The sequence below is a fragment of the Pseudomonas sp. B3G-3 genome (assembly GCF_028640915.1).
In the GTDB taxonomy this organism is placed as follows: Bacteria; Pseudomonadota; Gammaproteobacteria; order Pseudomonadales; family Pseudomonadaceae; genus Aquipseudomonas; species Aquipseudomonas chlororaphis_I.
In genome coordinates, this window is the sequence record NZ_JAQZAB010000085.1 from 13,550 (window position 1) to 36,897 (window position 23,348).

General features: G+C 58.8%; 23 protein-coding genes and 1 pseudogene. 8 read left to right on the top strand and 16 right to left on the bottom strand.

Features of this window, described 5'->3' with window-relative positions; translation table 11 throughout:
* The first annotated feature begins 1 nt into the window (after position 1).
* Positions 2-1,333, top strand: a complete 1,332-nt coding sequence (locus PVZ80_RS09615) for an OprD family porin (protein ID WP_273863760.1) — start codon at positions 2-4, stop codon at positions 1,331-1,333.
* Between the two features lie 75 nt (positions 1,334-1,408).
* Here PVZ80_RS09615 and PVZ80_RS09620 read toward each other — a convergent pair whose 3' ends face one another.
* From PVZ80_RS09620 to PVZ80_RS09695, 16 genes and pseudogenes are all read right to left on the bottom strand, one after another.
* Entirely contained in the window at positions 1,409-1,813 is a 405-nt protein-coding gene (locus tag PVZ80_RS09620; RefSeq protein WP_273863761.1) for an NADPH-dependent F420 reductase, read from the bottom strand.
* 10 nt (positions 1,814-1,823) lie between these two features.
* A pseudogene (locus tag PVZ80_RS09625) lies at positions 1,824-2,305 on the bottom strand (SDR family oxidoreductase); the annotation flags it as partial.
* Between the two features lie 186 nt (positions 2,306-2,491).
* The gene (locus tag PVZ80_RS09630; protein WP_151264335.1) at positions 2,492-3,115 is read right to left on the bottom strand and encodes an NIPSNAP family protein; all 624 of its coding nucleotides are present in this window, start codon (positions 3,113-3,115) and stop codon (positions 2,492-2,494) included.
* A gap of 4 nt (positions 3,116-3,119) precedes the next feature.
* Positions 3,120-4,316 carry an alpha-hydroxy acid oxidase gene (locus PVZ80_RS09635; RefSeq protein ID WP_216310435.1) on the bottom strand — a complete coding sequence of 399 codons (1,197 nt, stop codon included), beginning with the start codon at positions 4,314-4,316 and terminating at the stop codon, positions 3,120-3,122.
* A 64-nt stretch (positions 4,317-4,380) separates the two neighbouring features.
* The gene (locus tag PVZ80_RS09640; protein ID WP_273863762.1) at positions 4,381-4,905 is read right to left on the bottom strand and encodes an MFS transporter; all 525 of its coding nucleotides are present in this window, start codon (positions 4,903-4,905) and stop codon (positions 4,381-4,383) included.
* Positions 4,851-5,681, bottom strand: coding sequence for an MFS transporter (locus PVZ80_RS09645; RefSeq protein ID WP_273863763.1), 831 nt, complete (start codon positions 5,679-5,681; stop codon positions 4,851-4,853). Before PVZ80_RS09645 ends, PVZ80_RS09640 begins: the two co-directional genes overlap by 55 nt.
* 96 nt (positions 5,682-5,777) lie before the next feature.
* Positions 5,778-7,028: an OprD family outer membrane porin gene (locus PVZ80_RS09650; RefSeq protein ID WP_081361025.1), complete on the bottom strand. Its 1,251-nt coding sequence runs from the start codon at positions 7,026-7,028 to the stop codon at positions 5,778-5,780.
* A 180-nt stretch (positions 7,029-7,208) separates the two neighbouring features.
* On the bottom strand, positions 7,209-7,709 hold the full coding sequence (locus tag PVZ80_RS09655) for a flavin reductase (protein WP_081361024.1): 501 nt from the start codon (positions 7,707-7,709) through the stop codon (positions 7,209-7,211).
* A gap of 11 nt (positions 7,710-7,720) precedes the next feature.
* Positions 7,721-8,680, bottom strand: a complete 960-nt coding sequence (locus PVZ80_RS09660) for a PDR/VanB family oxidoreductase (RefSeq protein ID WP_273863764.1) — start codon at positions 8,678-8,680, stop codon at positions 7,721-7,723.
* A gap of 68 nt (positions 8,681-8,748) precedes the next feature.
* A complete protein-coding gene (locus PVZ80_RS09665) occupies positions 8,749-9,489 on the bottom strand; it encodes an SDR family NAD(P)-dependent oxidoreductase (RefSeq protein WP_081361021.1) in 741 nt (246 codons plus the stop codon).
* An 11-nt stretch (positions 9,490-9,500) separates the two neighbouring features.
* A complete protein-coding gene (locus PVZ80_RS09670) occupies positions 9,501-9,977 on the bottom strand; it encodes an aromatic-ring-hydroxylating dioxygenase subunit beta (protein ID WP_081361019.1) in 477 nt (158 codons plus the stop codon).
* A gap of 17 nt (positions 9,978-9,994) precedes the next feature.
* Positions 9,995-11,281 carry an aromatic ring-hydroxylating oxygenase subunit alpha gene (locus PVZ80_RS09675; protein ID WP_081361018.1) on the bottom strand — a complete coding sequence of 429 codons (1,287 nt, stop codon included), beginning with the start codon at positions 11,279-11,281 and terminating at the stop codon, positions 9,995-9,997.
* A 37-nt stretch (positions 11,282-11,318) separates the two neighbouring features.
* Positions 11,319-11,849 (bottom strand): nuclear transport factor 2 family protein, encoded by a 531-nt coding sequence (locus PVZ80_RS09680; protein ID WP_257373723.1) that lies wholly within the window; start codon positions 11,847-11,849, stop codon positions 11,319-11,321.
* Positions 11,850-11,860: 11 nt separating this feature from the next.
* On the bottom strand, positions 11,861-12,220 hold the full coding sequence (locus PVZ80_RS09685; RefSeq protein WP_081361015.1) for an IacB protein: 360 nt from the start codon (positions 12,218-12,220) through the stop codon (positions 11,861-11,863).
* Positions 12,221-12,238: 18 nt separating this feature from the next.
* The gene (gene iacA / locus PVZ80_RS09690; protein ID WP_257373722.1) at positions 12,239-13,411 is read right to left on the bottom strand and encodes an indole-3-acetate monooxygenase; all 1,173 of its coding nucleotides are present in this window, start codon (positions 13,409-13,411) and stop codon (positions 12,239-12,241) included.
* A 14-nt stretch (positions 13,412-13,425) separates the two neighbouring features.
* Complete coding sequence (locus PVZ80_RS09695; protein ID WP_273863765.1) at positions 13,426-14,547, bottom strand: amidase; 1,122 nt, start codon at positions 14,545-14,547, stop codon at positions 13,426-13,428.
* 576 nt (positions 14,548-15,123) lie between these two features.
* On the opposite strand from PVZ80_RS09695, the gene PVZ80_RS09700 reads away from it, so the two are divergent.
* The 7 genes from PVZ80_RS09700 (at position 15,124) to PVZ80_RS09730 (ending at position 22,452) form a co-directional block, all read left to right on the top strand.
* A complete protein-coding gene (locus PVZ80_RS09700) occupies positions 15,124-16,284 on the top strand; it encodes an ABC transporter substrate-binding protein (protein WP_273863766.1) in 1,161 nt (386 codons plus the stop codon).
* Positions 16,285-16,370: 86 nt separating this feature from the next.
* The gene (locus tag PVZ80_RS09705) at positions 16,371-17,408 is read left to right on the top strand and encodes a branched-chain amino acid ABC transporter permease (RefSeq protein WP_273863767.1); all 1,038 of its coding nucleotides are present in this window, start codon (positions 16,371-16,373) and stop codon (positions 17,406-17,408) included.
* Positions 17,405-19,207 carry a branched-chain amino acid ABC transporter ATP-binding protein/permease gene (locus tag PVZ80_RS09710; protein ID WP_081361007.1) on the top strand — a complete coding sequence of 601 codons (1,803 nt, stop codon included), beginning with the start codon at positions 17,405-17,407 and terminating at the stop codon, positions 19,205-19,207. The genes PVZ80_RS09705 and PVZ80_RS09710 overlap by 4 nt, the downstream gene beginning before the upstream one ends.
* Positions 19,208-19,212: 5 nt before the next feature.
* A complete protein-coding gene (locus PVZ80_RS09715) occupies positions 19,213-19,977 on the top strand; it encodes an ABC transporter ATP-binding protein (protein WP_273863768.1) in 765 nt (254 codons plus the stop codon).
* Positions 19,978-19,987: 10 nt separating this feature from the next.
* A complete protein-coding gene (locus PVZ80_RS09720; protein WP_273863769.1) occupies positions 19,988-20,977 on the top strand; it encodes a ketopantoate reductase family protein in 990 nt (329 codons plus the stop codon).
* An 11-nt stretch (positions 20,978-20,988) separates the two neighbouring features.
* Positions 20,989-21,753, top strand: coding sequence for a class II aldolase/adducin family protein (locus tag PVZ80_RS09725; protein ID WP_110176523.1), 765 nt, complete (start codon positions 20,989-20,991; stop codon positions 21,751-21,753).
* A gap of 222 nt (positions 21,754-21,975) precedes the next feature.
* Complete coding sequence (locus tag PVZ80_RS09730; protein WP_023965213.1) at positions 21,976-22,452, top strand: MarR family winged helix-turn-helix transcriptional regulator; 477 nt, start codon at positions 21,976-21,978, stop codon at positions 22,450-22,452.
* Positions 22,453-23,348 lie beyond the last annotated feature (896 nt).

A 23,348-nucleotide genomic window follows, 5' to 3' on the forward strand; every position in this document is an offset into this window, starting at 1 on the left:
GATGGAGCTTTTCAATCGCACACCTAAAGTAGTCGCCGGTATCTGCGGCCTGATCATCGCTCAACAGGGTTACGCCGCCGGCCTGGTGGAAGACAGCAAGCTCAGCGTGCTGGCGCGCAACTTTTTCAGTAACGCCGACAACCGCAGCGGCGCGGCCGACCCCAACTACACCCAGGAATGGGGCCAGGGTTTCATCGCCAACTTCCAGTCCGGCTACACCCAGGGCACGGTGGGTTTCGGCGTGGACGCCATCGGTATGTTCGGGATCCGCCTGGACTCCGGCAAGGGCCGGCACTACAACCCGAAAAGCACGGCCTTCAACGGCAACGTGTTCCCCACCGACAGCGACGGGCGCGCGGTGGACGAGTTCGGCAGCCTGGGCCTGACCGCCAAGGCCAGGTTCTCCAACACCGAACTGAAATACGGCACCCTGGTGCCGATGCTTCCGGTGGTGATGTCCACCGACCGCATGCTGCAACAGACCTTCAACGGCGGGCAGATCCAGTCTAAAGAGCTGGATGACTTCACCTTCACCTTGGGCCAGTTGGAACATGTCAAGGGCCGCGGTTCGAGCAATCAGATGGGTATGTCCATTCCCGGCGCGAACAACGCGCAGACCGGCCAGTTCGTCAACAAGTTCTACTACGGTGGCGTGGACTACAAACCCAGCAAGGATCTGACCCTGCAGTACTACTACGGCAACCTGCAGGACTTCTACAAACAGCACTTCCTCGGGCTCAAGTACGACTGGCAGGTGGGCCCCGGCACCCTGCGCACCGACCTGCGACACTTCGACAACCGCTCCGATGGCGCCAACGGTCACGACCCCGACTTCTACACCTTCGGCTACTACGGCGATGGCGTGACCAAGGGCAAGGTCGACAGCCGCCTGAGCAGCGTGCAATTCACCTACCTGGTGAACGGCCACACCCTCGCCGCCGGCCTGCAACAGGTCAGTGGCGACAGCGACGCGGTCTGGCTGAACCAGGGCGACGGCTCCACCGCCTACTTCATGACCGAATCGATGATCGGCAAGTTCCAGCGCGCCGGGGAAACCACCTGGCAGGTCCGCTATGGCTACGACTTCACCAAGGTCGGGGTGCCTGGCTTGAGTTTCCTGGGCATGTACGAAAGCGGCTCGAACATCCGCACACCCAATGGCGACAAGAAAGAATGGGAACGCAACCTGACCGTCAGCTATGTGGTCCAGCAAGGGCCGCTCAAGGACCTGAGCATCGCCCTGCGCCACGCCTCCTTGCGCACCGAAGTCTCCACCCAGCGCGACAGCGACGAGCATCGGGTGATCATCAGCTATCCACTGAACATCCTCTAAGCGTCGGCACACTGGATGATGCGCATCGTCATCCAGTGTGTTTTTTTGCAGACCGTTCTAGATAATGAGAAAGCTTTACTGCAAGCGATTCCGGAGTCGATGGTTGAATGCTTTGACCACTCGCGCCCCGGGCAGCATGTGCGCCCCGACCTGGGTCGAAGGTTTGCCTCCCAGGTCAAAGGGGGTGAACAGCGGCACCTCAATTGGATTGTTGGCATCCACCACAACCCGTCCTTCCCACGGCCCCAGGTCAACAAGTGCCGATGGGATCTTCGACCAGTTCACCGCCAGGAAGATCAGGTCTGCCAAGGCAGCTTGTGCAGTCGTAACGGCTCGAGCCTTGGACCCCAGATCGGCAATCAACGACGCAAGGCTTTCAGGGCCACGGCTATTGGCGATGCTGACATCCAGGCCTGCCTGCGTCAGTAACCTGGCGATTGCACTGCCAATGGCCCCGGCTCCAATGATGCTAATGTTCATGACGGACTCCTCAGGCAGTGAAGCCGCCATCGATCATCAACTCGGCACCCGTGACGAAACTGGCCTCGGTGCTGGCCAGATAGGCCGCTGCGCTGGCGATGTCCTGACCTTCCCCGTAACGCCCCACGGCGATATTGGGACGGACGAAGTCGGCCACCGGACCATCGGCGGGGTTCATGTCGCTATCGGTCGGCCCGGGGTGAACGGTATTCACGGTAATACCGCGTGGTCCCAGGTCTCGCACCAGGCCTCGGCTGAAGCCCGCCACGACCCCCTTGGTTAGGGTATAGGCGGAGGCTGTGGCGAAAGCGGCGTACTGCACTATCGAGCTGCCGATATGAATGATTCGCCCACCCTGCCCCATGTGCTTGAGCGCCTCCTGGGTGGCCACAAAAACACCGGTGACATTCACCGCAAGGATGCGCCGAAGTCTTCAAAAGCGATGTCTTCAGGAGCACCCAGGACACTGATACCGGCGTTGTTGACCAGGATAGCCGTCACCACATCGAAAAACCTGGCGAGCGCAAGGTATCGAATCCGTCATTCACGCCCTGCTCTGGGATGCTGAACTACATGAACCCATGCTGGTCCTTTGATATCGCTCATGGGTGACCATCACCTTTCGCATACGCAGCCGATAGCGACGCGGCGAGCAATTAGTCCTCCCTTGACCGATGATCATTGCAATGGCGAAAAGGCCGCTGGCAAATACACCGTCGATTGCATTTCCTGCAATTGCGGAGCGGAGTTTTCGGGCGGCCACACACCATCGTTCACAGCCCGGGTGCGCACCTGCAAGCGTTGTTCGAGGCTCGAGTACGGCCAGACATGCAGATAGCGCGGCAGCTTCCCACTGGTGGCGTAGAACGCCGCATACACAGATGAATAGGTGTCACCGGTGCGAGGGCCCACCGCTTTGCACCAGCCAGCAAGCGTCGGAGCCAGTCCCGAAGGTACCAGGTCGTATTCACGCAGCTCGTAGAACGGCCCATGGGCCCCTGGCGGTAAAGGTTCAAGGAACGGGAAAAGCCGATAGTCCTCAATCTGTTGACTCAACACAAACTCGCCGATACCGAACGCGTCGCTGGAGAGCAGACAGCGCTCACGTTCCTGCTGGCGGATTTGGGTATCGGCAAATCCACGAAGGACTGCAATACGGTTCTGCTGGCCAATTTCGGACAGCCAACAGCCCATCAGGCGAACACCCTCCGGCGCCTCCTCAAGGGCTTGTTGCAGACGAGGCAACGCCTGCGCCGACGTACGTACACGCAGCGTGAAGGTGATCAGTTCGTACAGGTCCATGACATTATCCCCGGCAGATCGATTGAGCGTGGATGTCTACCAGCCAGTCGGGGCTTAGGTCCGCGATATCGGCGCAGCCCATCAGGTTGAGTGTCCGGATGAACTCTTCGTGGAGCAGGTCCAACGCGCGACCGGCGCCCTCCTCCGCGGCCACGGTGACGCCATAGAGAGTGGCGCGCCCCAGCAGCACTGCATCAGCCCCAAGCGCCAAGGCTTTGGCGATATCACTGCCACGACGGATACCACTGTCGAGTAATAGCGCCATCTTGCCTTTAACCATAGGAGCGATCAGCCTCAGTGCATCCAGACTCCCGAGCGCCCCCTCAAGCTGACGTCCGCCATGGTTGCTCACCACCACGCCGTCGAGCCCCAGAGCTAACGCCCGCTCTGCGTCAGAGGGATGCAGCACCCCCTTGAGCAATAGGTTCCCGGACCACTGATCACGCAGGCGGGCAAGCATGCCCCAGTCCAGGAGTGTGTCCATCTGTTCGCCAATGAACTTCATCGAGCCCAGGGCATTGCGTTCGGCGGGCGGCAGGTACGGCTCAAGATTACCCATAGATGGCATGCCATTTGGCCACATGACCTGGTGCAACCAGCGAGGATGACGCAGTACATCGAGCTTATTGCCAAGACTCAGTTCTCGCGGACGGATGAAGTTGCGGCGATCCCACTCACGGTTTCCCAGCACCATCGCGTCACTGGTCAACAGCAACGTGTCGACACCAGCCTCTTGTGCCCGAGACAGCAAACTGGCCTGTATTTCAGGGTCGCGCATGGCATACAGCTGGAACCAGAGATCAACGTCCGGCACATGGGCTTTGATCAGTTCCATAGAAACATTGGACACGGTACTCAAGCAGAATGGCACCCCGCGCGCAGTCGCGGCTCTAGCTAGGTGGAGGTCGGCATTACGGTGCAGCATGCCGTTGTAGCCGGTAGGGCCGATCAGCATCGGTGCAGCCAGTTCACGACCTAGCAAGTGTCGCAGGATCACCGGAGGATGACACGGAACCAGCGAGCGCGAATGCAGCTGTACTTCGCCAAATGCCACGCGGTTGCGCGCCAGGGTCAATTCGTCCTCGGCCCCACCAGACAAGTATTCCCAGGCGAAATGCGGTAACCGATGGCGAGCCAGTTCCGCCAGTTCGGCGATGCTGTGAACGCGACCCAGGTCCCGACCACGGTAGAAGCTACGCATACAGATTCCTCGAAGAAAAAACCCGGCGAGCAACCGGGAAAGGGCAGCAGTGGAAATAAATGGCTCAGTCGCTCTCTGCCACAGCACCAACCGAACCTTGGGCGTGCGAAGGTCCACAAACAGTCAGCAACATCAGCGTGGTCAGCGCGCCGAACAGCACCAACATGAGGGAAACAGGCCACGCGCCGTGGTAACTGGCAAATAGTGCGGTGGCAATAAGTGGCGCGAAGCCACCGGCGAAGATTGACGCGATTTCATGCCCCATGGCCAAGCCCGTATAGCAAACATGAGTGGGGAACAGCTCCCCCATCATGGCTGGCTGAGTCCCGATCATTGCGCCATGGCTCACCGGCAAACCCAGGATCAACGCCAAGTACACCAGCGTCGGATCATGGGTATCGAGCATCCAGAAGAAGGGAAACGCCAGTAACATGAGGGAAATGGAACCGAACGCATAAACGGAACGACGACCGATCCGATCTGATAACCAGCCCCAGAACAAAATGCTGAACGCTTCAAGCACCATGGCCAGCATCACGCCAAGCAGCACCAGTTGGGTTGACAACCCTGAGAGCTTGGCATAGGCCATGGAGAACGATAAAAAGATGTAAGCCCCGCCGTTTTCTGCCAGACGCAACCCCATGGCCTGCAATACCTCCCTGGGGGCTCGCGCAGCACCTGAAGCGCGGGCAAATGACGAGCTGTATCCCTAGCTACATTGGCCTGGGTGAAATCGCGGCTTTCCGGCAGCTTTCGCCGGATATACAGACCCACACCGAAGATCGCGACGCTGGCCAGGAACGGCAGGCGCCATCCCCATCTCATGAAGTCGTCGCCAGGCAGCTGTTGGACCAGATAGAACACCGCCGCCGACAGGACAAAACCTCCGGACACCCCCAGTTGACTCCACGCTGCGTAGAAACCGGCACGCTTGGGCGGTGCATTTTCACTGAGCATCAGCACCCCGCCGCCCCATTCGCCCCCCGAAGCGACACCTTGCACCAGGCGCAGGATTACCAGGCACAGGGGCGCCAGATAACCCGCCTGCTCGAACGTTGGCAGCAGGCCGATAACCCCCATCAGTGCCAAAGTGATCACTAAGGCCTGCTTGCGCCCGCGGTGGTCACCAATGTGACCGAAGACAATGCCACCTAGCGGGCGGGCGACAAAGCCAACGGCGAACCCTGCGAATGCACCCATAGTCGCGATCACAGGACCCGTATCGGGCGGAAAGAACAACGGGCCGAATACCAGCGCCGCGGCCGTACCGTAGAGAAAAAAGTCATACCACTCCAGGGCGTTGCCGAGCACCGGGGCAAAGACAATTCGGCCCATTGGAGGTGACGCTTGAGTCATACGCGACATAGAACACTCCGACACCGCAAAGAACACTCTGTGCGACGATTTTCTCCAGTAATGGACAGACAAGGCCGCATGGACATGGGCCTTGTCCGATGGGTGTTACCAGACTTTCCAGGTGTAGCTGGTGATCAGACGGTTCTCGTCGAAGTCATTGCCATAACGCTGCTTGACCATGTAGTTCTTCCATTCGAGGCCCAGACCTTTGAGTGCCCCGCTCTGCACTACATAACGCAGTGCCAGGTCGCGCTCGTTCTCGGTTTCGTCGGCCAGAGTGTCACCGCGCTTGATATCGGTCCCCTTGATATAACGGGTACTGAAGGTCAGACCGGGGATCCCCATGGCCGCGAAGTCATAGGCATAACCCACGCCCCATGAGCGCTCCTGAGGACGCATGAATGGCTGATTGGCCCAGTTCAGCAGGTAGAACTGCGGGATGTAGCCGTTAAGCGTCGGGAACATGCTCTGGCCGAACATGCGTTGATAGACCAGGCTGGTACGGTGCGGTCCCTTGGTCAGGGTCAGTCCGGTGGACAGCGCGCGGTTATCGATATCGCCGCTCAGTGCCTCGCCATCTTCCTTGTTGTCGAACCAGCGTACATCGGCGCGCAAGCCGTAGCCGTTGCCCAAGTCGGTGGTGTGTGCAAGGCCGTAGTACTGTTGACGATAGATATCGTGCACAACACCGTAGAAGTAACTGGCCTGAAGTCGCGGTGTAGCGTTCCATACGGCCCCGCCGAAATCCATTCCCTTGTCGCTGTCCAGGCTGTCCTTGGAGCCGAACTTGTAGAACTTCTCGTGATCGGACGATTCCCGGGTGACGGCAGACCAGAAGCGGCCACCCGTCAGCGTCAGGTTGTCGATTTCCTTCGACTCGACGACAGCACCTTGAAAAATGGTGTCCAACTGGCGACTGGGGTCATGCCAGGCGACAGGCAATTCCGGGCGCATGTCACCGATTTTCAGCTCGGTCTTGGAGTACTTCATTTTGAAGGTCGCTCCGGCCCGGCTGTAATCCTTGCTCGTCATTCCTTTGGCGGCGTTGTAGGGCAACGTACCGTCATTGCCGGTGGAATCCAGCCGCAGGGCGTACTGCGCATCCACATCCAGACCGAACGCCACCGGCGTATCGGTGTAGCCCGATGTGAACTGCAGGTCGAAACCCTGGGACCAGTTACCCACTTGCGGTACCTTCGCCCCGCTCTTGGTGAAGTTGCGGTCGAGGTAGAAGTTACGCATGTCGACCTTCAGATGACTGTCATCGACCAGGTCGGCGTACGCTGCCACGGGGGAAGCCACGGCTCCCATCAGGCCCAAATATTTGAAGCTGCGCGCAAAAGACGAGTACAACATGTGACGCCCCCATTCATCCCGGCCAGGCCGGGGGGATTTGGTATGAGCAGATCAACAAAGTTAGTAACTCGGCAGTCAATTCGCGGTGTGCATTCTGAGGCACGGCTATCCGCGAAATACGGACACGACGTGCCCGCTCGCCTGACTTTGAGGCCAGGTTCTAGGTATGTGGAACAAGACTTAGCGCAGGTTTTTCGAGGTCTCGCCAAGGCGGTGGTAGGCACGGTTGAAATACACCAGGCCGTCCTGTGTATCGCCCTGCCTGATCGCCAGGATTTCGCAGTAGAAGATGCTATGGGAACCGACTTCATGCACCTGAGCGATCCGGCAATCGAAATTCACCAGGCCCTCATCCATCGCGGGCGCGCCACTTTGCAGAATCGACCAGGCGGTTGTGGCAAAACGCTCATCCATGCTCAGGTTCTTGTTGGCGAACGCGCCGGACAAGGCCTGATGGCTGGCAGCCAGGACGTTGACACACACAGCCCCGTTGGTCTTGAAATGCGCGTTGGAGTGCGAGGCGCGATTCATGCAAACCAAGAGTGTGGGGGGTGAGTCGGTAACGCTGCAGACAGCCGAGGCCGTGAAGCCGAAGCGACCGGCAGGACCATCGGTGGTGATGACTGATACGGCCCCGCCGAGCAGGGCCATGGCGTTACGAAATCCATTGATGTCGACCATTGCCGTTACTCCTAGATGTCCAGAACCAGTTTTTTCGATTTGGCGCGCGAACAGCAGACCAGGATCTGGTCGTTGTCAGCCTTCTCGTCGTCCGTCAGGTAGACATCACGATGATCCGGTTCGCCCTCGAGTACGTCGCATACGCAAGTACCGCACACACCTTGCTCGCAAGAAATCTCGATCTTGATGCCCACACTCGCCAGTGCCTCGAGGATTGTCTGGCCGGCGGCGACCTCAACAGTCTTGCCGCTGCGAGCAGCCACGACTTCGAAGCTTTCACCACTGATATCAACCTCAACCTGGAAATACTCGCGATGTATACGTGTGTCGGCGTAACCGACTTCCAAAGCCGTGGCGATGACCCAATCCATGAACCCGGAGGGGCCGCAGGTATAAACATGTACCCCGGCTTCAGGCGAGCCGAGTACGCTAATCAGGTCGAGTTTTTGTGCAGCGTTCTCATCGTCGAAATGGACGCTTACCCGCGCCGCGAAATCGGCGTTCTGCAATTCGTCGAGGAAGGCCGTACTGTTGCGCGAACGGGCGCAATAGTGCAGTTCGAAGTCCTGCCCGTCGGCCTGCAACGCATACGCCATAGCAATCATCGGGGTAATGCCGATGCCGCCACCGATCAGGATCGACCGAGTGACCTGGGTGGCCAGCGGAAAATGATTGCGCGGCGTGCTGATGGTGACTTCAGTGCCTTCTAGGAGCTCCTCATGCACCCCGATTGAACCACCGCGAGATGCCGGGTCCTTGAGCACACCCAGGCGATATACCCCGGCATTGGCTGGATCGCCGCACAAGGAATATTGACGCACCAGGCCTGGGGCGACATGGATATCGACATGCGCGCCGGCCTCGAACCCGGGTAGCAGGCCGCCGTCGGGACTAATCAGGTCGAGCACGACAACGCCGTCGCCCTGAATTTCGCGCTTGCTTACGATGACTTTCAACAATTCTTCATTCATGACCGGTGTACCGTGGTAGATCGAGTAGGGCCCCGACGTCTGCCCTCACCCAAGGGAAAGGCATGTGTTTAACGCATGAACAAACCACCGTTCACATCCCATGTGGCACCGGTGGTGAAATAGGCTTCGGGACGCGCCAACTGGACGACCAGATCGCCGAGGAATCCAGCATCGCCCAAGCGCCGGACGGGAATGTTGCCGATGAGGCTTTCCATACGCTCAACGGGTACCGCCGCCCGAACGGCCGGCGAATCGATCGGCCCTGGAGCGATGGCATTGACTGTCACGCCCTGGCCCGCGAATTCTTTGGCAAAGATCTTTGTCAGGGTGATGATCCCGCCTTTGGAAGCGGCGTAATGTGCACCAGTCGCGGTACCGCCGTTCTGTCCAGCCAGCGAGGCCATATTGATGATCCGGCCATAACCGGCTTCGGCCATGTACGCACCGATTACCTGGCAGCCGACAAACACGCTGCGCAAGTTCAAGCCAACGACAGCATCGAACTCCTCGGGGCTGATCTGCATCACTGGTGTCGTCATGGTGATCGCCGCATTGTTGACCAACACGTGCAGCGCCCCCCACTGTTCGAGCACCTGCGCGAGGGCCGCTGCAAAGTCGGCTTTGCATGTGACATCGAGCTTGATGGCGACAGTGCTCTCGCCCGTGTCGTCCAATTGCCCGGCTGCCGCGGTGGCCGCTTCCAGAGAGCGGTCGGTGACCACCACCTTGTAGCCCGCTTCCAGCAGTCGGGCGCACAAGGTGTAACCCAACCCTTGGGCGGCACCGGTGACCAGTGCGATATGGTTCATGAGACGTCCTCTCACAGGATGTAGCCGATACCAGCCAAGGTATCGTCGGAGTTGATCAGCCGGATCAGCTTGCGCTGGATCTTGAAACTCTCGTCGCAGCGCTCAAGTTCATAAACGAGGTCTGCGCTGTAGTGCTTGAGTGCGTCCTTTCGGAACTCCCGCAGGTTCTGCGCACAACGCACCGTGATGTGAGCCCCGTCGTCGAACAACACCCGAAAGCGCGACAACGTCCGCACCGTGCGCGGCAGCGGGCTGGTGGAAATCGACTCGCCGCCGGTCAGGCGCTGAACTCGTAACTCGCGCATGTGGTGGTCGTCGTAGGCGTAATTGAGTGAGTTCTCGAAGTCCTGCTCCTTCGGGTCAATCGGGATGATGTACGTCCCTTTTTCGGCCCACAGAGCCAGCCAGGCGTCATATTCGGAATGGTCAAGCATGTCGCCTTCCTGCCAGATGAAGGCGGTCACTTCTTGCAGCGATTGCAGGTTCATACGGTCTTCTCCACGCCTCAGGCTTTATTCGGGGCCGACATCATTTTTTTCCACTGCTGGTACGCCGCGCGCATGCCGGTCTCGGCGCTCACGTCGCTGAGCAGTCCGTCTTCGGTAGGCGTCTCTCCAGGCAGCCCACGGTTGAGCATGATCCACAGGTTCTCACCGGCGCTCGCGCCCTTCTGCACCCGCTCCCAGGCCTCGGAATCGTCCGGCGTGCCAAAACCCATCGGCCCCTGGAAATGCTCGTGCAGGCGCAGGCGATAACGGTTCGCCACCGCCGGGCCGCCGTCCATGGTGATCACCGAGTGATGGATTTCGGTTTCGGTCACCGAGATTGGCTGCAACACACGGAAGAACGCCATCGAGCACGCGACGTTGGGGAACAGATTGAGATTGAAGCCCGAGCCACCCACGGCCCGGACGATGCGCCGCACCTGTTGCTCATCGACACCTTCGGCGCGCAACTCGACGGCCAGGTTCTCGAAGCGTTCAGGAATCGGTTTGTCCAGGTCGGCCTCCAGGTCCACCAGGTCAGGGATCATCACCATCACGCTATGACCGTTGCCCAGGTCTTCGACATAACCGGGTCCTTCAACGAAGTCGAACAAGGCCAGGGTTTCTTCATCCACGGACGACAGGAAGGACTTGTGCACCAGCGGGAAGTGGTAGGCATCGGTGGTGTTTTCCAACTGGATTTTCCAGTTGCCCGGGAAGCGGAAACGATGCTCACCAGGCACCTTGATCGGGTAACCGGCGCCCTGCTTCATGAACAGGTCCATCCACTTTTTTGCCGGGCCGAGAAAGTCCACCAACGGCTCGATATCGTCCTTGAAGGTGGCGAACAGCATGCCGGCGTATTCCTCGACACGCAGGCTCACCAGCGGGAACTCGGCCTTGTCCAGGCAATCGCCGTAGCTCTCTGGGTGCGGTACGCCGCGCAACGAACCATCGAGTGCGTAACTCCAGCCGTGATACGGGCAAACGAAACTGTTGGTCTTGCCTTTCTTGTGCTCACAAACAGTAGCGCCACGATGGCGGCAACGGTTGAGCAACACATGCACCTGTTTCTTGCGATCACGCACCACGATCACCGGCTGCTTGCCGATGTAGGTACTTTTGTAACTACCGGCGTCCGGAATCTCACTGGTGTGCGCCACCCAGACCCAGGTGCTGTAGAAAATCTTTTCCAGCTCTACATCGAACAGCTTGGCGTCGGTGTACAGCGAGGTATGGACGCGGTCGGCCTGGACCAGTTCTTCGGGACTGACGTCCAGGTTCACGGTTTCAATCAGATTGCTCACGGTGTCTCCTCGTCGACTTCTTGGCCGACTTCAACAGTCATTGCTCGGGTGTGTTGGGTACCGGCAAACGGGCGTCGCTGTTCCATGCCTGCACGGGGCGACCGAACAGGTTTTCGGTCTGGAAATGTGCCATGCGCCACTGCCCCTCTTCCTCAGCGAAACGCACTGTCAGGCGCGCGGCGTTGAGGTGCGAAGCGCCACTGGCGAAGGTCGAGGTCTGCAGCATCACCCAGCTTCCCGACGCACCCTGCCCATCCACCTCGATCAACTCGCTAGTGAGAAAGTGCACATTGAGAACGAAATGCGCGGGCGGTTTCATGTACGTGGCAAACATGGCGCCGATCGCTTCGCGGCCTCGGTAGCCACCGAAACTGTCAGCGTATTTGGCCCCCTTGCCCTCCCATACCGCTTCGCGAGTGAACAGGCCGGCCAGTTCCTCCAGCGGCGTGTTGACATCGAGAACATCACACAGCGCCATGTAGCGACTCATGCAGGCACGCACGGCGTGTTCGATTTCGAAGCGATGTAGTCGCTGATGTAATTCGGTTAATGAGACGGGGCTGGGCATGCTGGCAGACCTCAACGCTGAATGATCAGTTCGCGACCGGTACGGGCCTCGACCTTGGCGTACTTCCACAGCTTGTAAGTACCGTCGCCCACCGGCGTACTGCGGAACAGGTTGCAGGCCGCGTGCACGGTTTCGATGTCGGGGACATCCGCCAACAAGTAGGTGGTCCAGGGAAAGCCAGTGGAAGGGCCGACCATGCTCTGGTCGTCATCCATGTTGCCGAACACCTTGACGCCCGACAGGTCATGAATGCCGTTCCACATCTCGCTGAATGCAGCCCAGACCTGCAGTTGTTCGTCGCGCGGCGCGTCGAAAAAGTTCTGGTTGATGCCCATGCAGAACAGCACGCGCAGTGTTTTTTTCTCGCTCATGTTTCGCTCCTCGAAGGGTTACAGGTAACCAGGCAATGGCGGCTTGCCAAAGAACATGGCGCCCGCGCTCTGGTAAGTGACGTCACCCATGAAGGCATGCTGAGTCACCACTTGGGCGTCGTTGACGCATCGAGACAGAGGGCTGTCGTTGTAGACGCCGCTCATGCCCGACAACATTTGCGCGGTGCGCGCCACGTCGGCGGCGACCCGTGTAGCGTGGGTCGATGACAGCCGCAGCAGATTGGTGACCTGTGCCGGCACGGCGTCGCCTGCCAGCACATGACCCCAGGCCTGCTCGATGGATTCGTAGAAAAAAGCGCGGGCAGCGCGCAAGGCGGCCTCGGCCTTGGCGATCTCGACTTGGGCCAGAGGCCTGTCGGCCAATGCTGGAGCGCCGGTCACGGAAATTCGTCCGCTGGCCATGCCGCTCAACTCATCCAGTGCGGCGCGTGCCACACCGAGGCCGACCACTGACAAAACCTGCGTAGCGAACGAGAGCGATGGATAGCGGAAGAACGCTTCATCCAGGGTCGGAGCGCCGCCACGTACAAAGGTCCAGTCCTCGGGCACGACCACATCCTCGACCACCAGGTCATGACTGCCGGTGCCCAACAGGCCAACGGTGTCCCAGGTTTCTTCGATACGTGCCTCGCTGCGCGGCATCACGGCCAGACGCGGCAGATCGAGCTTGTCGCCGTTCTTCGGCGCGATACCGACCCCCAGCAACGTGGCGCCCATGGAACCACTGGAATACTTCCAGCGACCGTTGACCTTGAAGCCACCCTCTACCCGTTCGGCTGGCTGTGGCGGAAAGATCCCGCCAGCGAACACCACATCCGGGCCATCGGCATACACCTGGGCGATGGTCGACAACGGCAGTGCCGCGAGATAAACCGGGCTCATACCAAAGCTGGCGACCCAACCGGCGGAGCCATCGGCCTGGGAAATGCGCTCAATCAAGCGACAGAAATCACCCGGTGAAGCTTCATCGCCGCCGAACCGTTTCGGGACCAGGGAGCGATAGATGCCGTGGGACTTGAACGCGTCGATCACATCCTGGGAAATGTGCCGTTGGCGATCAAACTCGCCTTGACGGGCGCGTGTGCGCACGTCGTTGAGCATCGCCTCGAAACGTTCATCGTTGGTTTGGGGTGCGATAGCGTCCAGGGCCGTCGCCTTAAGCGGATTCATGACTGGCTCCATGATCAAGTGCGATTCGAATACAGGCGTTGCAACAACAACCCGGCGACGGCGAGCAAATGCTCATCGGCGCCTTTGGCGGCCACCAATTGCAAGCCGGCCGGCAACCCTTGTGCACTGCCCAGAGGAATGGTCAGCGCGGGGTGTCCGGAGAGGTTGAAAGGACGCACCAGGGCGGTCATGCCCAGCACGGCGCGGGTATTGGAAGCGTCGGCGATGGCCAAGGGGAAGTCCGGCATGGTAGGCAGCGCCAGCACGTCGAAATGCTTCAGCGCTTCATCGACTTCGGCGGTAAAACGCGCCCTCACCTGCTCCGCTTCGGCCAGTGCCTGATCAGTGGTTTCACCGGCCGCAGCCAACCGGTCGGCAATGTCGGCACCGACCCGCCCTGTGTCCAGCAAGTGCCCACACGCGACGAATGTTTCGCGGTTGATCACCACCATACCGGCGTCATAAGCGCTGACCATGTTTGTCAACGGCGCTTCATACAGAGACAACCCACTGTTAGTCAGCGCATCGGTGACCGCTCGCTGTACAGCCTCATTGGCCTGCACCGGTACCACACCGATACGGGCATCGACGAGGGTCGGCAAGCGGGAGAAAGTCGGATCGATGGCCCGCATTGCGGTCACCAGCATCGGCAGGCTGTTGGCGAACGGCCCGACACAGTCGAGGCTCGATTTCTCGGGCATTACGCCTTTGCGGCTGACTCTGCCAAACGTCGGCTTGAAGCCGAACACACCGCAGCAGCACGCAGGAATACGCACCGAACCACCAGTGTCGGTGCCCAGGGAGAAATCAGCCAAACCTGCCGCGACCGCCGCGGCCGAACCGCTGGAAGACCCACCGGGAATACGCCCGGGAAAGCGTGGGTTGGCTGCGGTGCCGGTCCAGTGATTGATGCCCGTGGTGCCGTAGGCCAGCTCATGGAGGCTGGTCTTGCCAATGAGGCGGCAGCCGTTAACGAGCAATGTTTCAACCACCGCGGCGTGGTGCAGAGCAGGTTCGGCATCTTGAAGGGCGCGACTGGAAGCACGGGTCGGCACACCCGCTACGTCGATGGTGTCCTTCACCATCACTGTGGGGCCATTGCCATCAAGGGAAACTTGCTCGACCACGATCGTCATATCGGATTCACCTGTAACGAGAGCCTGGAAGACGCCGGGTGGCGCCATTGGGTAAATCCAAGATGACGAATTATTACGTGAATTGTCAATTGAATTAGGCGATATTTTTTGATGTCGAAATTGGTGCAAATTTCCAGCAAATGCACCGAAATCTAGCACTTCAAAAAAGTCTAGACCGAGGCAAATACAGTTGATAACTAATTGTTTTATAAGGATTATTTAGTTTTTCCGAAATAAAAATGGATCCAATTAAGCCGTCAGATCGCGATTTAAACGCCGAGTTATCAAGGTTGATAAAAATATTTTTTGACGCTTTTTTTTGTGATTTTTTAAACGATTTTTTATCAAAAAAATACATGCATTTTTTCAATGTAAAACGTTGAATTTGCTGGCGGCATCGCCTTTCAAAACGGCCGGTTACAACGCTGTGAAATAACCGGTCAAAGGCCTTTTTCCAGCGAGCTCCGAGCTGGTGCAGGCAAATTCTCTGGCATGCAATCTGCAAATCCGCCCTTTGCCAGCCCGCCAGAGAGCGGCCGGCTTACCGAATCAGCCTTGCCCCGGAGATCGATCGACATGCTCTTCAAGAAAGCTCTGCCCGCTGTGATGTTCGGTGCTCTTTGCGCCACCTGCGTTGTGCCCCAAGCGGCCTTCGCCGAAGTCAAGATTGGCGTGATCACCTCCGCGACCGGCCCTATCGCGCTGGTCGGCATCCCACAGAAAAACAGCGTGTCCCTGATGCCGACGAAGATCGGCAATCAGACCGTGCGCTACATTTCGCTGGACGATGGAAGCGACCCGACCGCATCGGTCAAGGCCTTCAAAAAGCTGATAGACGAAGAGCACGTGGACGCGATCATCGGTCCGAGCGGTTCGCCCAACGCCATGGGAGTCATCCAGTTCGCCACCGAATCGGGCACACCCATGCTCGCCCCGGTGGGCACCGCCGCCGTAGTGCTGCCCATGACCGAACAGAAAAAATGGGTATTCAAGACCACCCAGAACGACGACCTGATCGCCCAGGCACTGGTGGAGAACATGGTCAAGCGCGGGATCAAGACCCTGGGCTTCATCGGAACCGCAGACCCCTATGGGGAAAACTGGGCAAAGGTGGTGGCGGTGCAATGCGAGAAGCATGGCATCAAGATTGTTGCCAGTGAGCGTTTCCAGCGCCAGGACACGTCCGTGACGGGGCAAAGCCTGAAACTGCTGATGGCCAAACCCGATGCAGTGCTCGTCGCCGCCCCCGGCAGCTCATCGGTGATGCCACAAACCACGCTGTTCGACCAGGGTTACAAAGGACAGATGTATCAGACTCACGGAGCGGCGTTGGATGCCTTCCTGCAATTGGGCGGCAAGAAAGTCGAAGGCACCATTCTCGCCGCGAGCCTGATGCTGGTGCTCCCGGAAATGCCTGACAACCACCCCTCCAAACCCGTTGCCCGGCGATACATCGACGCCTACACCAAGGCCTATGGCTCTGCGCCGGCGACTTTCGGTGCCAACGTCTATGACGCCGGCCTGCTGCTGGAAAAAGCCATTCCCGTTGCAGAACAGAAAGCCCAACCCGGTACACCCGAGTTTCGCGCCGCCCTGCGCCTGGCGCTGGAAAACACTCACGAGATGTCGGGTACCCAAGGCGTTTACAACATGACACCCGAGGATCACAGCGGCTTCGATGAGCGCGGCCGCGAGCTGATCACAGTCAAGGACGGTCACTGGACCTTGCTCAAGTAACCAGAGACGGCTGACAGGGCAGGTGCTGCTCATCCGTAGCACTTGTCGCGTCAACACACCCGCTCAGCCTACAGAAGAGAGTGCTCATGAATTTCCAGATAGCCATGCTGCTGGGCCAGGACGGCGTCACCAACGGTGCCATCTATGCCCTGTTGGCGCTGTCGATCCTTCTGGTGTTTACCGTCACCAGAATCCTTTTGATCCCCCAGGGTGAGTTCGTCACCTATGGCGCTCTGACCATGGCTGCCATTCAGGCCGGTCATCCGACGCCTCTGGCCTGGTTACTGCTGGTCCTCACTCTGATCGAATGCGCCCTGGACCTGGTTGCCCGCTGGCGTGCGGGAAAAGGCTTGCGCATCGATCGACAGATGATCGTGAAATGTACCTACGCCATCGCGCTGATCATTGCCATGCGCAACCTGCCCCTGGCCACTTTGCCCGTAGCGTTCCAGGCGCTGTTGACCTTGTGCCTGGTGGTTCCATTGGGGCCGCGCCTGTATCGATTGTTCTTCCAGCCGATCGCCGGAGCCTCCGCACTGGTGCTGCTGATCGTCTCGATTGCCGTGCATGTGGCGATGGTCGGGGTCGGGTTGCTGGTGTTCGGCCCGGAAGGCGCACGCACCACGCCGTTTTCCCAGGCAGGCTTCGAAATCGGTCCAGTGACCCTGAACAGCCAGACCTTGTGGGTGCTGATCATGTCGGTGACGCTGATCTTCGCCCTGTTCCTGTTCTTCGGTCGCAGCCTGTATGGCAAAGCCTTGCAAGCCACTGCGGTCAACCGCACCGGCGCTCGCCTGATGGGGATCTCGCCGGACATGGCCGGCAAGACAACGTTCGCGCTGGCGACCTTTATCGGCTGCCTCTCAGGGATTCTCATCGCCCCGATCACCACGCTGTACTTCGATTCGGGATTCCTCATCAGCCTCAAGGGCTTCGTCGGCGCCATCATTGGCGGGCTGGTCAGTTATCCGCTGGCGGCTCTCGGCGCGCTGGTCGTCGGGCTGGTCGAGGCATTTTCAATGTTTTGGGCCAGCAACTATAAGGAGGTCATCGTCTTCACGCTGATCATCCCCTTCCTGCTTTGGCGCTCACTCAAAAGCCACCATGTGGAGGGAGAGACATGAAGTCGCGCTACCTGATTATGCTGTTTATAGGTGCATTGATGTTGGCACCGCTAATTCTGCCGACCTTTCAGGTTACTTTGCTCAACTACATCGGACTGTATGCACTGGTAGTACTCGGCTTGGTTCTGCTAACCGGGGTGGGTGGCATGACCAGCTTCGGCCAGGCCGCCTTCGTTGGACTCGGTGCCTACACCAGCGCCTACCTGACCACAAGCGCACAACTGCCGGCGTGGCTGGCATGGGCTGGTACCTCACCATGGCTAACATTGGTAATCGGTATTGTTTTCACCGGACTGGTGGCGTTAATACTCGGTGCACTGACTCTCAAACTGTCCGGTCACTACCTGCCACTAGGCACTATCGCCTGGGGTATTTCCCTGTACTATCTGTTCGGTAACCTTGAGGGGTTAGGGGGCCAAAGCGGCATCACCGACCTGCCACCGATCACCTTGCTGGGCCTGAGCCTGGACAAGGGCGAGAAGGTTTTCTATCTGATCTGGGCCATCTTGCTGGTGGCGATGCTGATCACTCACAACCTGCTGAACTCCCGTGAAGGCCGGGCCATTCGTGCGCTCAAGGGAGGTCAGGTGATGGCCGAGTCGATGGGCGTCGACACCTTTCGCGCCAAGCTGGTGATCTTCCTGATCTCCGCGGTATTCGCCGCCATTTCTGGTTGGCTCTACGCCCATACTCAGCGCTTCGTCAATCCGACACCGTTTGGCTTGAACATGGGTATCGACTACCTGTTCATGGCTCTGATCGGCGGGGTCGGCAGCGTCTGGGGCGCCCTGCTCGGCGCTGGTGTTCTGACCCTGCTCAAACAATGGCTACAGGACTGGTTACCAGCGCTGGTCGGTAGTGAAGGCAACTATGAAACCATCGTCTTCGGCTTGTTGATTGTACTGTTGATGCAACGAGTACCAGGTGGGCTGTGGCCACTGTTAACCAAGCGACTGCCGCTGTCCAGCAAGCCCTCACGGGCGTTGCTCAAAGCCGAAGTCGAGGTTCCGCCCCTGTCCCGGCGAACGCCCCCCAAAAAAGGCGACCTGATCCTCGAAGCCCGACAAGTGACCCGCTCATTTGGCGGCCTGGTGGCTAACCAGAACATGAACCTGACATTGCGAGCGGGAGAGATCCTGGCTCTGATTGGCCCCAACGGCGCCGGCAAGAGCACACTGTTCAACCAGCTATCCGGGGTCGACATACCCACCTCTGGCGATGTGGTGTTCATGGGCGAACGCATCAATGGTGTGCCCTCCCGACAGGTTGCCCGTATGGGCATGAGCCGGACCTTCCAGCATGTCAAGCTGCTGCCCGGCATGAGCGCACTGGAGAACGTCGCCATCGGCGCACACCTGCGTGGTCACAGCGGTATCCTGGCCAGCTCCCTGCATACCGAGCGCACTGAAGAGTCTCGTCTTCTGGCCGAAGCCCACCGACAACTGGAGCGTGTCGGTCTGGGAGACTACCTGTACGAAGAAGCAGGCAGTCTGGCCCTGGGGCAGCAACGCATCCTCGAGATCGCCCGCGCCTTGTGCGCCGACCCCGTACTGTTACTGCTCGACGAACCTGCTGCTGGCCTTCGCCTGAAGGAAAAACAAGCTCTCGCGGAGCTGCTGCGCAAGCTGCGTAACGAAGGCATGGCGATCCTGTTGGTCGAGCACGACATGGACTTCGTCATGGGGCTGGTCGATCGCATTACGGTCATGGAGTTTGGCCAAAAGATTGCCGAAGGCCTGCCTGAAGCCATCCAGAGCAATCCGGCGGTACTGCAAGCCTACCTCGGCGGAGCGGAGTGAACCTTATGCACAGCAACTCAGTGAACAAACCGCTACTGGAGGTCAAGGATCTCTGCGTGGCCTATGGCAAGGTCGAGGCGCTGACCCAGGCGAACCTGACGGTCGGCGAGGGCCAGATCGTCACGGTGATTGGCCCCAACGGGGCCGGCAAGACCACCCTGCTCTCAGCGATCATGGGGGTACTTGGTTCCAAGGGCCTGGTGTGTTTCGACGGCACCCTGGAAAGCGTGCCGGAAGTCGAGATTCTGGTTGGGCGCGGCCTGGGATTGGTCCCGGAAAAACGCGAACTGTTCTCCACCATGAGTGTTGAAGACAACCTCAAGCTGGGCGGTTTCATGCGCTATCGCAAAGGTGACCGTTATCAGGACTCAAGCCTGATGGAAATCTACAGCCTATTCCCCCGATTGCTGGAGCGTCGCAAGCAGGCAGCCGCAACGCTGTCGGGAGGCGAACGGCAGATGCTTGCCGTCGGCCGCGCGCTGATGGCCAAACCAAAACTGCTGATGCTCGACGAGCCAAGCCTGGGTCTCGCACCACTGATCACCCGAGAGATCTTCCGCATCATTACCGACTTGCGTCGTCAGGGCGTATCAATCCTGCTGGTCGAACAGAACGCCCGAGCGGCTCTGCGGGTAGCTGACTACGCCTATGTACTTGAGACCGGACAGATAGCCATGCAAGGTCCGGCAGCCGAGTTGGCCGACGACCCACGGGTGGTCGAGGCCTATCTGGGAGCGGCCAGTAAACACCAGGAAATGCTAGCCAGCTAAGGGGACCTCAATGCATATAACCGCAGTTCTTAGAGTGTGCATCGTCGGGGCCGGCGCCATCGGTTGTACCTTGGCCGCCCGCATCGCTGCCGGCGGCCAGACAGTCAGTGTCCTGGCCCGCGGCAAGACCCTGGAGGCCATCCGCGACGGCGGTATCCTCCTGCATGATCTGGATGGCGAACATCATGTCCAGGTACAGGCTGACAGCGACTGTAGCCAGTTGGGCGAGCAGGACGTGATCTTTCTGTGTACCAAGGCTCAATCTCTGAACAGTCTGCTACCGATCCTTGGGCCGCTGTTAGGACCCGAAACAGTGGTGGTACCTGTCGTCAATGGGGTGCCCTGGTGGTATTTCCATGGCGAGACCGGACGCTTCGCCGGACGACGAGTCAATGCGGTAGATCCAGATGGTGTGCTGCATGACGCTCTGGACCTACGACGCATCCTGGGTTGTGTGGTGTTCATTACCGCCGAGAGCGAATTACCCGGGGTAGTCCGTTGCGGCAACCCGCATCTGATGATCATCGGCGAACCCGACAACAGCTTGAGCGAGCGCCTGGAAAAGGTCCGCGCGCTGCTCGAACAAGCCGGTATCAACACGCGCTCCACTGACCGTATTCGTGATTCGTTATGGACCAAGATCATCGCCAATCTGACTTCGAACCCACTCTCGGTAGTCACCGGCGCGACTCTGGAGCAGATCTACAGTCACCCGGACCTGCGGCAGACCGTGCGCAAGATTCTCGACGAAGCTCTGCTTACCGCAGCCGCCTATGGAGCCAGAGTCGACTATGACCCGCAATCGCTCATGGAAATGGGTGCCGGCAAGGGTGCCGTACGCACGTCCATGCTTCAAGACTACGGCCAGGGCCGCCCGCTGGAACTGCTCGCCATTGGCGACGCCGTGATCGAGCTGGCCACGCTGCAGGGCCTGAGCATGCCCGTCACCCAAGACATCATCAATCTCGCGCGGTTTCGCGCCCAGTCTCCCCTTTCTTGATCGAGGCCCGCATGAACAACACCGAATTCACTCAGCCAAGCCATTGCAGCGACGAAGAATGGAGCCTGCGGGTCAGGCTCGCCCAGTGCTATCACCTTGTGGATTGGTTCGGCTGGACAGAAGCAATCTTCAATCACATCTCCGCACGCCTGCCTGGCCCCGCCCACCATTATCTAGTGAACCCATTCGGCCTGAACTACACCGAAGTCACACCGCAGAACCTGCTCAAGGTCGACCTGCACGGCAAGAAGCTAGAGCCTTCTGAATATGATGGCAACCCCGCCGGCTTCGCACTGCACAGCGCGGTGCACGGCGCTCGCGATGACATCCAGTGCTTGATCCACACCCACACCACGCCCATCTCGGCGATCGTGCAGAAGAAGGCTGGTTTCGGTCATCACGACTTCTATGGCGCGCAGTTGCATGGGCGCGTCGGATATCACACTTTCGAAGGCATCACCCTATTCGATGATGAAAAGCAACGTATGATCCAGAGCCTAGGTGACAAGCACATTTTGGTACTGCGCAATCATGGCATAGCCGTGGGCGAGAGCAGCATCGAGAAAGCACTGTTTCTACTCTGGACCGTGCAACGGGCCGCGGAAAACCAGTGTGCGGCAGGAGCCTTGGGGGGCGAAGACAATCCACTGCCGGAGGACATCAGTGTCAAATGTGCCGACCTCACCGCCATGCTCATCCGTGAGAGTGGTTTTGCCGACAAGTTCTTCAAGGCAATGGTCCGCAAAATGAGTGCTGAACGCGGCCTGATCTGGTAAGGCTTGACGCTTGCGACTCTGTATCAACAGGATCGGCTGCGAATGCTGAGTTCCGCGCCAGAAGCCCTGCGAACATAAATTCGCTTGCTCGCTCCATCTCTGCTCCTTTCTGACGGAGCAGAGATGGCTGAATGCTCTGCCCTCAGGTGTGAGGGCCAAGGTGGATGCCGGAATTACGGGAAAAGTCTATGATTGCGCATCGTTTCACAATCAGAGCGCATGATGAGCAACCCGAAAAAACTTCGCAGCCGCTACGACCCCGCCAGCGAGGAATTCAGCAAAGAGGAATTTCCCTTCTATTGGCTGGCGATGGTTCACGGTCGGTACAGCCAATGTATGGAAAAGGCCCTGAAGAAAATCGACCTCGACATTCCGCGCTGGCGGGTCTTGTTCATTCTCAAGGAAAATGGGGAGTCGAGCATTTCGGAGATATCCACTCACGCCATTGCCAAGCTGTCGACCATAACCAAAATCGTTTACCGCATGAAGGACGACGGTCTTGTAGACACCGCTCCCTGCGTCGAAGATGGCCGTGTCACCCAGGTTCGTATCACGCAAGCTGGACGTACGGCCATAGAGCGAATTCAGGATGGCACCCGGGATCTTTTCAAGCGCAGCTTCTCCGGGTTGACCGATGCACAGATCCAACGCCTGAACCGCCTGCTGGAGACAGTCTTCAACAACCTCGAGGACTATTGATTGCGGTCAAGAGTCCCCTGTTCGGTAGGTGTCGCTGTATTGTTCGACTATTCACCATTGCCGCGTCCTTGGCTAGTTCGCATAGGTCACGGCAATAGTTGGAGCAAAGCCCATGTTAAATGGAATAACGTACTGTGGATGAGTTCGACAGCACCGTGCTATCGCCGAGTTGAAGGAGAGCAAAAGTGCCCCAGACAGAGAGCGTGGTAACACATTAGTGGCCGTTTGAGCATGCTGGACTGGCCCCTAGCAAATCGGACACCATTACCCCGTTAAATTGATGCTGCCGCCAAGCACCTAAACTCCCGTGCAAGGCTGCACTTGTTACTCGCTTTCTGGAGTGCCTGGGATATGGAGCAGCGAGCAGCAGCTAGACGCGCCTTGACCCCAGTCCTGTTGACCGTGCCTGCGTAACCCGGGGCGATTCACGTCAAAGAGCTCCGGGAGTCTGGATTGTTGGGGGAAGTCGATACAAAGAGCTCGTTGCTCCCCTACTCTCCCCTCAGCCACACCTAGAGAGTATCGCAGATACCTGATGAAGCCACTTGTACGACAAATCGCGCTGATTACCGGCGAAGCACGGGGCATCGAACGGACGAATCGGGGTCATCGATGTACTGAAGGGAAGTCTGACGATATGACACTTGAGGAAATGCTCACCCGCTCGGCAGATCTACAGAACGAGATCCTGCTACTGCTCGAAGACATCCCCACACATCCCGGCGAGCGCTTTGAGACTTCAATGGCTTTCTGTGGAGTCGCCCTAGAGCATGCTCAGGCACTCCGCATCCTGTTCGAACATTACACCGCCAGGAGCCCTTAACAGGGCGTGACCTGCTACCACCTCATGAGCTGGGTTGGCCAGCAGATGCGGCGGTAGATGGTTGAATGCCTTA